The 14,289-nt window shown below is 63.4% G+C and carries 11 protein-coding genes; 8 read left to right on the top strand and 3 right to left on the bottom strand.

Annotated features, from left to right (window positions below; genetic code table 11):
- Window positions 1–10 precede the first annotated feature (10 nt).
- From IB234_RS01585 to IB234_RS01560, 6 genes are all read left to right on the top strand, one after another.
- Window positions 11–1,384: an aspartate aminotransferase family protein gene (locus IB234_RS01585; RefSeq protein ID WP_192312819.1), complete on the top strand. Its 1,374-nt coding sequence runs from the start codon at window positions 11–13 to the stop codon at window positions 1,382–1,384.
- 120 nt (window positions 1,385–1,504) lie between these two features.
- Window positions 1,505–2,605 (top strand): polyamine ABC transporter substrate-binding protein, encoded by a 1,101-nt coding sequence (locus tag IB234_RS01580; protein ID WP_192312814.1) that lies wholly within the window; start codon window positions 1,505–1,507, stop codon window positions 2,603–2,605.
- Between the two features lie 214 nt (window positions 2,606–2,819).
- A complete protein-coding gene (locus tag IB234_RS01575; RefSeq protein ID WP_192312811.1) occupies window positions 2,820–3,914 on the top strand; it encodes a polyamine ABC transporter substrate-binding protein in 1,095 nt (364 codons plus the stop codon).
- 54 nt (window positions 3,915–3,968) lie between these two features.
- Window positions 3,969–5,123 (top strand): polyamine ABC transporter ATP-binding protein, encoded by a 1,155-nt coding sequence (gene potA, locus IB234_RS01570; protein WP_192312809.1) that lies wholly within the window; start codon window positions 3,969–3,971, stop codon window positions 5,121–5,123.
- 23 nt (window positions 5,124–5,146) lie between these two features.
- Window positions 5,147–6,028, top strand: a complete 882-nt coding sequence (locus tag IB234_RS01565; RefSeq protein ID WP_192315515.1) for an ABC transporter permease subunit — start codon at window positions 5,147–5,149, stop codon at window positions 6,026–6,028.
- Between the two features lie 82 nt (window positions 6,029–6,110).
- Complete coding sequence (locus IB234_RS01560; protein ID WP_192312806.1) at window positions 6,111–6,989, top strand: ABC transporter permease subunit; 879 nt, start codon at window positions 6,111–6,113, stop codon at window positions 6,987–6,989.
- 104 nt (window positions 6,990–7,093) lie between these two features.
- Here the strand turns inward: IB234_RS01560 and IB234_RS01555 are convergent, their stop codons facing one another.
- Window positions 7,094–9,481, bottom strand: coding sequence for a penicillin acylase family protein (locus tag IB234_RS01555; RefSeq protein ID WP_192312802.1), 2,388 nt, complete (start codon window positions 9,479–9,481; stop codon window positions 7,094–7,096).
- Between the two features lie 104 nt (window positions 9,482–9,585).
- On the opposite strand from IB234_RS01555, the gene IB234_RS01550 reads away from it, so the two are divergent.
- On the top strand, window positions 9,586–10,623 hold the full coding sequence (locus tag IB234_RS01550) for an AraC family transcriptional regulator (protein WP_192312799.1): 1,038 nt from the start codon (window positions 9,586–9,588) through the stop codon (window positions 10,621–10,623).
- Between the two features lie 16 nt (window positions 10,624–10,639).
- On the opposite strand, the gene ptsP is transcribed toward IB234_RS01550, so the two are convergent.
- Window positions 10,640–12,919 (bottom strand): phosphoenolpyruvate--protein phosphotransferase, encoded by a 2,280-nt coding sequence (gene ptsP, locus IB234_RS01545; RefSeq protein WP_192312796.1) that lies wholly within the window; start codon window positions 12,917–12,919, stop codon window positions 10,640–10,642.
- Between the two features lie 22 nt (window positions 12,920–12,941).
- Window positions 12,942–13,421, bottom strand: coding sequence for an RNA pyrophosphohydrolase (locus tag IB234_RS01540; RefSeq protein ID WP_137973730.1), 480 nt, complete (start codon window positions 13,419–13,421; stop codon window positions 12,942–12,944).
- A gap of 145 nt (window positions 13,422–13,566) precedes the next feature.
- Here IB234_RS01540 and IB234_RS01535 point away from each other — a divergent pair, with 145 nt between their 5' ends.
- On the top strand, window positions 13,567–14,220 hold the full coding sequence (locus IB234_RS01535) for an HAD family hydrolase (protein ID WP_192312793.1): 654 nt from the start codon (window positions 13,567–13,569) through the stop codon (window positions 14,218–14,220).
- Window positions 14,221–14,289 lie beyond the last annotated feature (69 nt).

Raw genomic sequence — 14,289 nt, 5'->3', positions numbered from 1 at the left:
GAGGTGAAGAATGACTAACCAAGCGAACAACCCGAAAACCCGCGAGTGGCAGGCCATGAGCCGTGAGCACCATCTTGCGCCGTTCAGCGACTACCAGCAGCTGCACGAGAAGGGCCCGCGCATCATTACTAAGGCCGACGGCGTGTACCTCTGGGACAGCGAAGGCAACAAGATTCTCGATGGCATGGCCGGCCTCTGGTGCGTTGCCGTCGGTTATGGCCGCGAAGAACTGGTCGAGGCTGCTGCCGCGCAGATGCGCGAGCTGCCTTTCTATAACACCTTCTTCCAGACCGCCCACCCGCCTGCCCTGGAACTGGCCAAGGCCATCGCCGACGTTGCGCCGGAAGGTATGAACCATGTGTTCTTCACCGGCTCTGGCTCGGAAGGCAACGACACCATGCTGCGCATGGTCCGCCACTACTGGGCGAGCAAGGGCCAGCCGAGCAAGAAGGTGATCATCAGCCGTCATAACGGTTATCACGGCTCCACCGTGGCCGGCGCCAGCCTGGGCGGCATGAAGTACATGCACGAGCAGGGCGACCTGCCGATCCCCGGCATCGTGCACATCCCGCAGCCGTACTGGTTCGGCGAGGGTGGCGACATGAGCCCGGAAGAGTTCGGCGTGTGGGCCGCCGACCAGCTGGAAAAGAAGATTCTCGAAGTTGGCGAAGACAACGTCGCGGCCTTCATCGCCGAGCCGATCCAGGGCGCGGGTGGCGTGATCATTCCGCCGGACAGCTACTGGCCGCGCATCCGCGAGATCCTCGCCAAGTACGACATCCTGTTTGTCGCCGACGAAGTGATCTGCGGCTTCGGGCGTACCGGCGAGTGGTTCGCCAGTGAGTTCTACGGCAACAAGCCCGACCTGATGACCATCGCCAAGGGCATGACCAGCGGCTACGTGCCGATGGGTGGCCTGATCGTCAGCGACAAGGTGTACCAGGTGATCAACACCGCCGGTGACTTCAACCACGGCTTCACCTACTCCGGTCACCCAGTGGCCGCCGCCGTCGGCCTGGCCAACCTGCGCATCTTGAAAGAAGAAAAAATTATCGAGCGGGTGCAGAGCGAAACGGCACCTTATTTGCAAAAGCGTTTGCGTGAGCTGGCGGATCATCCGCTGGTGGGCGAAGTCCGCGGTGTGGGCATGCTCGGCGCCATCGAACTGGCGAAGAACAAGCAGACCCGCGAGCGTTTCCCGAGCGAAATGGGCGTCGGCATGATCTGTCGCGGCCACTGCTTCGAGAACGGACTGATCATGCGTGCCGTGGGCGACACCATGATCATCGCGCCGCCGCTGGTGATCAGCAAAAGCGAGATCGACGAGCTGGTCGAAAAGGCGCGCAAATGCCTGGATCTGACGGCCCGGGCAGTGCTGGCGTAAGGCTTGAGTGACAGGCCAGACCTTGCCAGACTGCAGGGTGCGTTGGCCAGGCTCACCGGAGGGTGCGTCGCTCAGGCGACGCAGCCCCGGATACTTCAAACGACAATGGAGCTAACCCGCATGATCAAGACCTTCGGCAAGACTCTGCTTGCCATGACCCTGGCAGGCGCCGTGGCCGGCATGGCCCAGGCCGATGACAAGGTACTGCACGTCTACAACTGGTCCGACTACATCGCCCCGGAAACCCTGGAGAAGTTCACCAAGGAAACCGGCATCAAGGTCGTCTACGACGTCTTCGATAGCAATGAAGTCCTGGAAGCCAAACTGCTCGCGGGCAGCTCCGGTTACGACATCGTCGTACCGTCCAACCCCTTCCTGGCCAAGCAGATCAAGGCCGGCGTGTTCCAGAAGCTGGACAAGTCCAAGCTGCCGAACTGGAAGAACCTCGACACCACCCTGCTCAAGGCGCTGGAGCCGAGCGATCCGGGCAACCAGTACTCCTTCCCCTACATGTGGGGCACCATCGGCATCGGCTACAACGTCGACAAGGTCAAGGCCGTACTGGGCGACAACGCTCCGGTCGACTCCTGGGACCTGGTGTTCAAGCCGGAGAACATCGCCAAGCTGAAGGAGTGCGGCGTTTCCTTCCTCGACTCGCCGACCGAGATCCTGCCAGCCGCCCTCAACTACCTGGGCTTCAGCCCCACCAGCGAGAAGCCGGATGAGCTGAAGAAGGCCGAGGAACTGTTCCTCTCCATCCGCAAGAGCACCTCGTACTTCCACAGCTCGAAGTACATTGGCGACCTGGCCAACGGCAACATCTGCGTGGCCATCGGCTACTCGGGCGACCTGTACCAGTCCAAGTCCCGCGCCGAAGAAGCCAAGAACGGCGTGAACATCCTGTACAGCATCCCGAAAGAAGGTGCCGGCAGCTTCTTCGACATGCTGGCCGTACCGGCCGACGCGAAGAACGTGGAGGGTGCCCATGCCTTCCTGAACTTCCTGCTGAAGCCGGAAATCATGGCCGAGATCACCAACTTCGTGCAGTTCCCCAACGGCAACGCCGCGGCTACCCCGCTGGTTGACGATGCGATCCGCAACGACCCGGGCATCTACCCGAACGAAGCGACCATGGCCAAGATCTACACCTTCCCGGATCTGCCGGCGAAAGTTCAGCGCACCATGAACCGCAGCTGGACCACCATCAAGTCCGGCAAGTAAGCCACACGAGACACCCTCCGGCGGGTGCTCCCGCCGGAGCAACCGCCAGGAGGTCCCATGACCCACCACGACTACCGTTACACACGAGCCCCACACAGCTCCGTGCGAGGGCGGCTGGGCGATCGGCATGGGCGCCAGGGATAGAACACAGCATTTCCACCACCCCCGGAGTGCGTTGGCACTTCGCTAGATCAACAAAAAAGAGGACTGACGTGTGCGAATTTCCTTCCGCAAAACCCTGACCGCAGTTGCGGTGACTCTGGGCGTGGCGGGCGCCGTACAGGCTGCACCCACCGTGCACATCTACAACTGGAGCGACTACATCGGCGAGACCACGCTGGAGGACTTCGAGAAGGCCAGCGGCATCAAGCCGGTCTACGACGTGTTCGACTCCAACGAGACTCTGGAAGGCAAACTGCTGGCGGGCCGTTCCGGCTACGACCTGGTGGTGCCGTCCAACCATTTCCTCGGCAAGCAGATCAAGGCCGGCGCGTTCCAGAAACTCGACCGCTCCCTGCTGCCCAACTGGCAGAACCTCGACCCGGTTCTGCTCAAGCAACTGGAAACCAACGACCCTGGCAACCAGTACGCGGTCCCCTACCTGTGGGGCACCAACGGCATCGGCTACAACGCCGAGAAGATCAAGGCCGTGCTCGGCGTCGACACGATCGACTCCTGGGCCGCCGTCTTCGAGCCGGAGAGCATGAAGAAGCTCAGCGCCTGCGGCGTGGCCTTCCTCGACTCGGCCGACGAGATGATTCCGGCCATGCTCAAGTACCTGGGCAAGGACCCGAACAGCACCAACGCCGATGACTACAAGGTGGCGGAAGAGAAGCTGATGGCCGTACGCCAGTACGTGACCTACTTCCACAGCTCCAAGTACATCGGCGACCTGGCCAACGGCGACATCTGCGTGGCCGTCGGTTTCTCCGGCGACATTCTGCAGGCGGCGGATCGCGCCGACGAGGCCGGCAAGGGCGTGGAGATCAGCTACGCCATTCCCAAGGAAGGCGCCAATCTGTGGTTCGACATGATGGCGATTCCGGCCGACGCGAAGAACGTCAAGGAAGCCCACGCCTTCATCAACTATCTGCTCGATCCGGCCGCCATCGCCAAGGTCAGCGATTACGTCGGCTACGCCAATCCGAACCTCAAGGCCGGGGAGTTGATGGACCAGGAAGTGCGCAGCGACGAGTCCGTTTACCCCCCGCAGGCGGTACTGGATAATCTGTACATCTCCGCCGAACTGCCGCCAAAGGTGCAGCGCCTGATGACCCGCAGTTGGACCAAGGTCAAATCGGGTAAGTGAGTTCATGGCCCGGCCGTTGGCCGGGCGCGATTTCTTTTTCCGGGAGTTTTGGAAATGGCTGTTGCCTCCAGCGCCTACAAGAAAGCCCTCGAGGGCAACCAGCAACCCAAAGAGGTGCTGGTCAAGATCGACCGCGTGACCAAGAAATTCGATGAGACCATCGCCGTTGACGATGTCTCGCTGACCATCAACAAGGGCGAGATCTTCGCCCTGCTCGGCGGCTCCGGCTCGGGTAAATCGACCCTGCTGCGCATGCTTGCCGGCTTCGAACGCCCCACCGAGGGTCGTATCCTGCTCGATGGTGTCGATATCACCGACATGCCGCCCTACGAGCGGCCGATCAACATGATGTTCCAGTCCTACGCGCTGTTCCCGCACATGACCGTGGCGCAGAACATCGCCTTCGGCCTCAAGCAGGACAAGCTGCCCCAGGCCGAGATCGACGAGCGTGTCGCCGAGATGCTCAAGCTGGTGCACATGACCCAGTACGCCAAGCGCAAACCGCACCAGCTGTCCGGTGGTCAGCGCCAGCGCGTGGCCTTGGCTCGTTCGCTGGCCAAGCGTCCGAAGCTGCTGCTGCTCGACGAGCCGATGGGGGCCCTGGACAAGAAGCTGCGTTCGCAGATGCAGTTGGAGCTGGTGGAAATCATCGAGCGCGTGGGCGTGACCTGCGTGATGGTGACCCATGACCAGGAAGAGGCCATGACCATGGCCCAGCGCATCTCCATCATGCACCTCGGCTGGATCGCCCAGACCGGTAGCCCGATCGATATCTACGAGACCCCGGCCAGCCGCCTGGTCTGCGAGTTCATCGGCAACGTCAACCTGTTCGATGGCGTGATCACCACCGACGAGGCCGACCACGCGATCATCGACTGCCCGCAGCTGGACAAGCCGATCTACATCGGCCACGGCGTCACCACCCGTGCCGAGAGCAAGTCGGTGACCTACGCATTGCGTCCGGAAAAGCTGCTGATGGCCACCACCCTGCCGGAAGACCACGAGCACCCGAACTACAACTGGTGCAACGGTACCGTGCACGACATCGCCTACCTGGGCGGCCACTCGGTGTACCACGTCAAACTGGCCTCGGGGCAGATCGTGCAGTGCTTCATCGCCAACGCCGAACGCCGCGGCAAGCGTCCGACCTGGGACGACAACGTGGTGGTGTACTGGGAAGACGACAGCGGCGTGGTACTGCAATCATGAGAATCGGCAAACTGAAGCGCTATCTGCCCAGCGGGCGGCATGCCGTGATCGGTGTGCCGTTCTTCTGGTTGTTCCTGTTCTTCCTGCTGCCATTCTTCATCGTCCTGAAGATCAGCTTCGCCGAAGCCGACGTGGCCATCCCGCCGTACACCGATATCTACAGCTGGGCCGACAATCAGCTGTCGATCGTGCTGAACATCGGCAACTACATCTTCCTCACCGAGGACGAGCTGTATCTGGCGGCCTATCTGGGCTCGCTGAAGATGGCGTTCTTCAGCACCATCCTCTGCCTGCTGATCGGCTACCCGATGGCCTACTCCATCGCCCGTTCCAGCAAGGAAGCACAGACCGTTCTGCTGCTGCTGATCATGATGCCGACCTGGACCGCGATCCTGATTCGCGTCTATGCCTGGATGGGCATCCTCAGCAACAACGGCCTGCTCAATGGCTTCCTGCAGATGATCGGGGTGATCAACGAGCCGCTGCAGATCCTCAACACCAACCTCGCGGTGTACATCGGCATCGTCTACTCGTACCTGCCGTTCATGGTGCTGCCGCTCTACGCCAACCTGGTCAAGCACGACATGAGTCTGCTGGAAGCAGCTTCCGACCTGGGCTCGAGCAACTTCAACAGCTTCTGGAAGATCACCGTACCGCTGTCCAAGAACGGCATCATCGCCGGCAGCATGCTGGTGTTCATTCCGGTGGTGGGTGAGTTCGTCATCCCCGAACTGCTCGGCGGCCCGGAGACCCTGATGATCGGCAAGGTGCTGTGGCAGGAGTTCTTCAACAACCGCGACTGGCCGGTGGCATCCGCCCTGGCGGTGGTGATGCTGGCGATCCTGATCGTGCCCATCATCCTGTTCAACCGTAACCAGGCCAAGGAAATGGAGGGTCGAGCATGAGCAACATGACACTGTCGTGCCGGGCCATCTGTTCGACCGGCTTTCAAACGCTGAAACGGGCCACTGAAATGGAGAGCCGCGCATGAAAAAGCTGAGCTTCTCCTACATCATGCTCTGGGTAGGTCTGCTGTTCATCTACCTGCCCATGCTGATCATGGTCATCTACTCCTTCAATGCCTCCAAGCTGGTCACCGTCTGGGGGGGCTGGTCGGTGAAGTGGTACGCCGGCCTGCTCGACAACAGCCAGCTGATGGGCTCGGTGCTGCGCTCCCTGGAGATCGCCCTCTATACCGCGGTCGCTGCGGTGGCGCTGGGTACTCTGGCGGCCTTCGTGCTGACTCGGGTCACTCGCTTCAAGGGGCGCACCTTGTTCGGCGGCCTGGTTACCGCGCCACTGGTCATGCCGGAAGTGATCACCGGTCTGTCGCTGCTGCTGCTGTTCGTGGCGATGGCCCAGTTGATCGGCTGGCCTGCCGAGCGCGGCATCCTGACCATCTGGATCGCCCACACCACTTTCTGCTCGGCCTACGTGGCGGTGGTGGTGTCGGCGCGCCTGAGGGAGCTGGACCTGTCGATCGAAGAGGCAGCCATGGACCTGGGCGCCAAGCCGTGGAAGGTGTTCTTCCTGATCACCATCCCGATGATCGCGCCGTCCCTGGCGGCCGGCGGCATGATGTCCTTCGCCCTGTCGCTGGACGACCTGGTGTTGGCCAGCTTCGTGTCCGGTCCTGGCTCCACAACCCTGCCGATGGAAGTGTTCTCCGCCGTGCGCCTGGGCGTGAAGCCGGAGATCAACGCGATCGCCAGCCTGATCCTGCTGACCGTGTCGATCTTCACCTTCTTCGCCTGGTTCTTCGCCCGCCGTGCCGAGGAGCGCCGCAAGCGCGCCATCCAGCAAGCGATGGAGTCCATGGCCGAGGAGGCCACCAGCTCCAACTGGAAACCGGCTCAGGCTGCCTGACCGTTTCCTACCCAAGAAAAAGGCCACCTTCGGGTGGCCTTTTTCATGCTGCACAGGGCAGATCAAATCTTTCTGCCTGCCGCGTAGGTTGTACACGGTGCATCCTACGGCGCTTCGGTCGGCTGCAGCTTCAGCGTGCTGCGGGTATTGGCCTGTACCTCGTCGTCGGTGAAGTGCATCGGCACATACTGGCCGCTGATATAGGCTTCGGCCTGGTCGGCGTAGTGTTGGTCGAACGGTACGCCGCTCTGGCCAACCGGGTTGATGCCCAGGCCCTTGCTGGCATCGGCCATATCGATCAGGCGACGGGTCGAGGGGCCGTAGACCACCGACCAGGGTGCCGGGCCGACGCGGTGCGACAGGTTGTTCGGTACTTCGTGGCCGCCCGGTGCGGCGAAGGGGCCGACGTTGAACAGCAGGTTCAGCGGCTTCTGTGCGCCCAGTGGATGTTCATGGGTCAGCGTGTGGCCCTTGCCCCAGGCCCACTGGCTGCTGTCCGTACCGAAGCTCTGGCGCAGATGAGCGAGGCTGGCCTGCCAGGCTGCCTTGACCGTATCAGCGCGGTTCTCCACGGCCTCAGTGCCACGCTTGTCCCACCAGGCGGAATCAGCATCGGCGGTCAGGCGCGGTAGTGCCACATCGAGCACGCGGGTCTGCAGCAGGCTGTCGAAGAAGGCGTCGCCCAGCTCGTCGTGCATGGCCTGGTTGGCCAGCTCGAAGGTCAGCTGGTTGAACAGGGTGGCTGCGGTCGACTGCAGCGGGTGGCTACCGTCCCAGGCGGCCAGTTGCTCGACCAGGGCGCGCTCCGCCTCGTCCGCTGTGGCAGCGCGTAGGTCGTCGAGGATCGGCGCCAGCAGGCGCTGGCCGTAGCCGGTGCCGTCGTCCAACTGCAGGGCCTGGCTGTTCTGCGTGTCCCACTTCATGTCCGGCTGGGCCAGGCGCTGGTTCAGGCGCTCGCCGCGGTCGGCGAGGTTGTAGTAACCGGGGATGCTCACTCCGGTCGGCGATGCCGGCTGGTAGTTGGCGGAGACAATATAGCCGCGCGGGGGATTTTCCTCCTGCGGATTGGCGCTGAATGGCAGGTAACCGGGCTTGTCCGCCTCGCCGCTGGCGCCATCGAGGATAAAGCTCGGGTTCACTCCTGCCGGGCGCTGTGGCAGCTTGGCCGCGGCCCACCAGCCGATGTCGCCGCCAGCGTTGGCGTACACCACGTTGAGACCTGGCGAATGAATCTTTGCGGTGGCAGCGCGGGCCTTGTCCAGGCTGTCGGCGCGATTGAGCTGGTAGAAGGCCTCAAGGATCGGGTTCTCGGTTTCCAGGAAGGCCCACCACATGGCAATCGGCGTCTGGCCCGCGTTGGCGCCGAGGGCATCGTTGACGATGGGGCCGTGGGGTGAGCGGCGCAGGGTGACGGTCACATCCTCGGCACCTTTGACTCGGATGGTCTCCGTGCGGCTTTCCAGGTCTAGCCACTGGCCATTGATCGATACCTGCTGGGGGTTGTCCGGATTGACCTTCTCGGCGATCAGGTCGAGATCGTCGTTCTGGAACATGGTCAGGCTCCAGGCGAACTGCCGGTTGTGACCCAGCGAGGCGTAGGGGTTGAGTGCCTGGTGGTGGCCATACAGCTCGAAACCCGGGTAGCTCAGCTGAGCCTCGTACCACACCGCCGGCACCGCAAAGCGGATGTGCGGGTCGCCGGCCAGCAATGGCTTGCCGCTGGCCGTACGGCTGCCGGAGATGGCCCAGGCGTTGCTGCCTTCGAACTGCGGCAGGCCCGCCTCGACCAGCGCCTGCTGGCTGAGGTGGGCGAGGCCGTTGAGTGTCTGCCAGTCGGAGCCGCTGAGGTTCTGCGCGACGGCGCCGCCGGGATGCCATTCGAGATCGAAGATCTTGAGGTAATCGCTGCCCAACTGGTCACGTACATAGGTCAGCACCGGTTCGGTGCGGAACGCGGCGGCGAAGCTGTAGGCCATGTAGCCGGCCACGGACACCGTGTCTTCGAGAGTGAAGGGGCGCTTGTCGATGCCCAGCAGGTCGAACTCCACCGGTGCCGGGCGGCTGTCCTGGAACTGGTTGATCCCCTCCAGGTAGGCCTGCAGCGCTTTCACGGCCGGGCTGTTGCGGTCGAGGGTCTGGGCATAGCGGTCGGCATGCTGGCGGATACCTAGGGTGCGGAACAGGCGGTCGGTATCGACCAGCTTCGGCCCGAGTACCTCCGCCAGTTCGCCGCGCGCCAGGCGGCGCAGCATCTCCATCTGGAACAGGCGATCCTGGGCATGCACGAAACCCAGGGCGCGGTACATATCGGCTTCGTTCTGTGCCTGGATATGTGGCACGCCGCGTTCGTCGTAGCGTACCTCTACCGGGGCCTGCAGGCCGGCGAGGGGCAGGGTGCCGTCGCGCACGGGAAGTTTGTCCTGGGTGTACCAGGTGACGCCGACAGCAGCCGCAGCAATGGCCACGGCGAGGAAGGTCAGACTGCGTTTCATGACGCGCTCCTTGTTGTTGTGCGGCCATTCTGCGCAGCGCTTCGGCCAACGGCATTGACCGTCGAGCCTGTGGCTGGAATTCTCCGGTCAAACAAGGAGCCATCATGAACCCGCTCGCCGGCGCCGCGCCGCTGACCCATTCCGCCACTCTGCGTCGCCTGCTCTACGAGGCCCTGGCCGAGCTTGGTCACGATCCGGCGGCGATCTACCGGCGCACCAACCAGCACCGTCGTCTTGTACCGCCGCCGATCGAGGGCCGTCTGAGTCATGATGAGGCACCGTTGTTCTGGTTGGCGGCCGATGCGTTGACCGGCGATGCCGATATCGGCCTGCACCTGGGTGAGGTGATGAAGCCGCGCCTGCTCGATGTGGTCGGCTATCTGCTGCTGGCCAGCCGCGATCTGCAGCAGGCCTTGGACAGTTTCCTGAACTTCCAGCACATCCTCGCCGGTGGATTCGTCGCCCAGCTGCACCTCGAAGACGGACGGGCCTGCCTGGTGCTGGACCTCAACTATCGCGGCTTCGCCCCGTTGCGCCAGCAGATGGAGTGCCTGGCCCTGCTGTTCATCAAGCTGCTGCGGCTGGTCACTGATGATGAGTTTCATGTTGACGGTCTCGACTTCCGCCATCCGCAGCCGGCGCGGCTCGGAGAGCACCGCCGTCTGTTCGGCCTGCAGCCGAACTTTGCCCGCGAGCATGACGCCCTGTGGTTCCCCGCTGCGCTGCTCAAGCGCCCGTCGCGCAACGCCAACCCTGCGCTGCACCGTCTGCTTTGGCAGCACGCCGAGGTGGAATTGGCAGCACTGGTGGAGAACGATCTGCTCAACCGTCTGAGTTACCTGATCGGTGTGCGTCTGGGCCAGGCGGACTGCTCCCTGCAGGCCTGTGCCGCCGAATTGGGCATATCGCCCGGCGCCCTGCAGCGAGGCCTGGCCGCTCAGGGCAGTCACCTGCGCCAGGTGCGCGAAGCGATCCAGCAGGCGCGAGCCCATGAGTTGCTACAGGGCGGACTGGCGATCCGTGAGGTGGCGCGTGCCTGCGGCTTCGCCGAGCTATCGCCGTTCTACCGGGCGTTCCGCCGCTGGTACGGCATCGCTCCGGATGCCTATCGGGCCAAGCTGATGAGGGAGTCGGAAGGATAGGCGGGGGCCTGGAGGATCAGCTCTGGATGGTCGCCGCCGGGTTGATCACCCGGCCCAGGCCGAGGTTGCGCAGCGCCAGGTGCAGGCTGCTGTGGATCACCTGCGGGTTGTCGATGGCCATCAGGTGGCTGAGCAGTTCCCTGGCGCGGGTCGAGCTGATCTGGCGCAGCAGCCACTTTACCTTGGGCAGGTTGGTGGCGTTCATCGACAGGCTGTCGAAGCCCATGGCCAGTAGCAGAACGGCAGCAGCAGGGTCGCCAGCCATTTCGCCACAGATGCTCACCGGCTTGCCTTCGGCATGCGCCCCGTCGACCACCAGCTTCAGTGCGTGCAGCACGGCTGGGTGGAGGAAGTCATAGAGGTCGGCGACGCGCGGGTTGTTGCGGTCCACTGCCAGCAGGTATTGGGTCAGGTCGTTGGAGCCGACCGAGATGAAGTCGACCTGGCGGGCCAGTTCGCGGATCTGGTAGACGGCAGCGGGAATCTCGATCATCACGCCCACCGGCGGCATGGGAATGTCCACGCCCTCGTCGCGCACCTCGCCCCAGGCGCGGTGTATCAGGTGCAGCGCTTCTTCCATCTCTTGGATGCCGGAGATCATCGGCAGCAGGATGCGCAGGTTGTTCAGGCCCTCGCTGGCCTTGAGCATGGCGCGTACCTGGACCAGGAAGATCTCCGGATGGTCGAGGGTGATGCGGATGCCGCGCCAGCCGAGGAAGGGGTTCTCTTCCTTGATCGGGAAGTAGGACAGGGCCTTGTCGCCGCCGATATCCAGGGTACGCATGGTCACTGGCTGCGGGTGGAAGGCCGCCAGTTGCTCGCGGTAGGTGGCCAGCTGTTCCTTTTCGCTGGGGAAGCGCTCGCCGTTCATGAACGGCACTTCGGTGCGGTACAGGCCGACACCTTCGGCGCCGCGCTCCTGGGCACGTTTTACATCGGCCAGCAGGCCGGTGTTGACCCACAGCGGCATGCGTTGGCCGTCCAGCGTCTCGCAGGGCAGCTCGCGCAGGGCATCGAGGCCTTGGGCCAGCTGGCGCTCTTCCTCGACCACTTCGGCGTATTGCTTGCGCAGCAGTTCGCTGGGGTTGGTGAAGACTTCGCCGTGGTAGCCGTCGACGATCAGCTGGATGCCGTCGACCTTGGAATAGGGCAGGTCGACCACGCCCATGACCGTGGGAATGCCCATGGCGCGGGCGAGGATCGCCACATGCGAGTTGCCCGAGCCCTGGACCGAGATCAGGCCGACCAGCTTGCCCTCCGGTACCTGGCCGAGCATGGCCGGGGACAGTTCCTCGCTGACCAGGATGGTGTTGTCCGGGTAGACCAGGCTCTGCTTGCGCTCTTCCTGCAGGTAGGCGAGCAGGCGGCGGCCAAGGTCGCGTACGTCGGAGGCGCGTTCGCGCAGGTAGGCGTCGTCCATCAGCTCGAAGCGCGAGACATGCTCGTTGACTACCTGGCGCAACGCGCCCTGGGCCCACTGGCCAGTCTTGATGACCTTGCGCACTTCGTTCCCGAGGGCATTGTCGTCGAGCATCATCAGGTAGACGTCGAACAGCGCCAGCTCTTCCTTGCGCAGCTGGCTGGCGAGCTTGGCGGACAGCTCCTGCATGTCCTCACGGACCCATTCCAGGGCTTTGCCGAACAACGCCAGCTCGGCTTCGATATCGTCGATCGACTTGTCCGGCACTACGTTGAGGTCGGCCGGTGGCAGGACTACTACGGCGGAACCCACGGCGGCGCCGGGGGAGCCGGGCACGCCGACGAAGCGTGCTTCCTGGATGCCCTTGCCCTGCTTGCCGAGGCCGCGGATCGAACCGGTGGCCTCGGCGTGGGCGATGACCCCGGCGAGCTGGGCGCTCATGGTGACCAAAAAGGCTTCCTCGCCCTCGTCGAACTGGCGGCGTTCCTTCTGCTGCACCACCAGTACCCCCATCACCCGGCGGTGGTGGATGATCGGTGCGCCGAGGAAGGAGGCGTAGCGCTCCTCGCCAGTCTCGGGGAAATACATGTAGCGCGGGTGCTCGGAGGCGAACTCGAGGTTGAGTGGCTCCTCGCGGGTGCCGACCAGGCCGACCAGGCCTTCGTTGGGCGCCATGCTGACTTTGCCGATGGAGCGCTTGTTCAGGCCGTCGGTGGCCATCAGCACGAAACGCTTGGTCTCGGAGTCGAGCAGGTAGACGGAGCAGACCTGGCTACCCATGGCCTCTTTTACCCGTTGCACGATGATCGTCAGCGCCGCCTTGAGATCCTTGGCGGCGTTTACTTCCTGGACGATCTTGCGCAGGGTGTTGAGCATGGCTCGCTATCGAACTCCTTTGTCAGTCGCGCGCCAGCAGGCGCGGGGCTAATTCCTTCAGGGCGCGACGGTAGACCTCGCGCTTGAATGTCACTACCTGGTTCAGCGGGTACCAGTAGCTGACCCAGCGCCAGCCGTCGAATTCGGGCTTGCCGGTCAGGTCCATGCGTACCCGGCTCTCGTCGCCGGTCAGGCGCAGGAGGAACCATTTCTGCTTCTGCCCGATGCACAGCGGTTGGCTGTGAGTGCGCACCAGACGCTGGGGCAGACGATAACGCAACCAGCCCCGGGTGCAGGCGAGAATCTTCACATCCTGTTGCTCGAGCCCCACTTCTTCGTTCAGCTCGCGGTAGAGCGCCTGCTCCGCTGACTCGTTGGGGTTGATACCGCCCTGGGGGAACTGCCAGGCATCCTGGTTGATTCGCCGTGCCCACAGCACCTGGCCAACATCATTGGTCAGGATGATGCCGACATTAGGGCGAAAACCATCGGAATCAATCACGGCACAACACCTCGAAAACGCATGTTTCGGCATTGTTCCACAAAGCCCGCGGGCGCAGCAAACGCGCGGCTCGGCTAATGGGCAGTGGCGGTGAAAGCGGCTATTCTGACGCCCCCTCATGATCCTCCGAACCAGGTAATCCGACGTGCGCCTTGCTCTCTTCGACCTCGACAACACCCTGCTGGCCGGCGACAGCGACCACAGCTGGGGCGAATTCCTCTGCGAGACCGGCCGGGTCGACGCCGTCGAGTACCGCGCGCGCAACGATGCCTTCTATGCCGACTACTGCGCCGGCAAGCTCGACGTGGTGGCCTACCAGAGCTTCACCCAGGCCATTCTCAGTCGCACCGAGGCCGAAGAACTGGCGCGCTGGCAGGCCGAGTTCATGGCCGAAGTGATCGAGCCGATCATCCTGGCCAAGGGCGAGGCATTGCTGCAGGAGCACCGTGAGGCTGGCGACAAGCTGGTGATCATCACCGCCACCAACCGCTTCATCACCGCGCCGATCGCCGCACGCCTGGGCGTTGAGACTCTGATCGCCACCGAGTGCGCGATGGAAGATGGTCGCTACCTCGGCCAGGTCGCCGGTGTGCCGTGCTACCAGGCCGGCAAGGTGGTGCGTCTGAACGAATGGCTGGCCGAGAGCGGCCTGAGCCTGGATGGCGCCTACTTCTACAGCGACTCGCGCAATGACCTGCCGCTGCTGGAGGCTGTGGCCAACCCGGTGGTGGTCGACCCGGACGACACCCTGCGCGCCATCGCCACCGAGCGTGGCTGGCCGGTGCTCAGCCTGCGTTGAGAGCCTGTCCACGATCTCCTGGCTGTCGGCCAGACTTCGTTAAAAGCGGTCTCGGAATGCTCATTTACA

It is taken from the genome of Pseudomonas sp. PDM16 (assembly GCF_014851865.1).
GTDB lineage: Bacteria > Pseudomonadota > Gammaproteobacteria > Pseudomonadales > Pseudomonadaceae > Aquipseudomonas.
Note: the sequence above shows the minus strand (reverse complement) of the source record. Positions and strands in the feature narration are given on the sequence as shown.

Excerpts from the sequence above, each read along its gene's own strand:
- IB234_RS01585 (WP_192312819.1), top strand. The coding sequence starts at position 11 with ATGACTAACCAAGCGAACAACCCGAAAACCCGCGAGTGGCAGGCCATG.
- IB234_RS01580 (WP_192312814.1), top strand. The coding sequence starts at position 1,505 with ATGATCAAGACCTTCGGCAAGACTCTGCTTGCCATGACCCTGGCAGGC.
- potA (WP_192312809.1), top strand. The coding sequence starts at position 3,969 with ATGGCTGTTGCCTCCAGCGCCTACAAGAAAGCCCTCGAGGGCAACCAG.
- IB234_RS01560 (WP_192312806.1), top strand. The coding sequence starts at position 6,111 with ATGAAAAAGCTGAGCTTCTCCTACATCATGCTCTGGGTAGGTCTGCTG.
- IB234_RS01555 (WP_192312802.1), bottom strand. The coding sequence starts at position 9,481 with ATGAAACGCAGTCTGACCTTCCTCGCCGTGGCCATTGCTGCGGCTGCT.
- IB234_RS01550 (WP_192312799.1), top strand. The coding sequence starts at position 9,586 with ATGAACCCGCTCGCCGGCGCCGCGCCGCTGACCCATTCCGCCACTCTG.
- ptsP (WP_192312796.1), bottom strand. The coding sequence starts at position 12,919 with ATGCTCAACACCCTGCGCAAGATCGTCCAGGAAGTAAACGCCGCCAAG.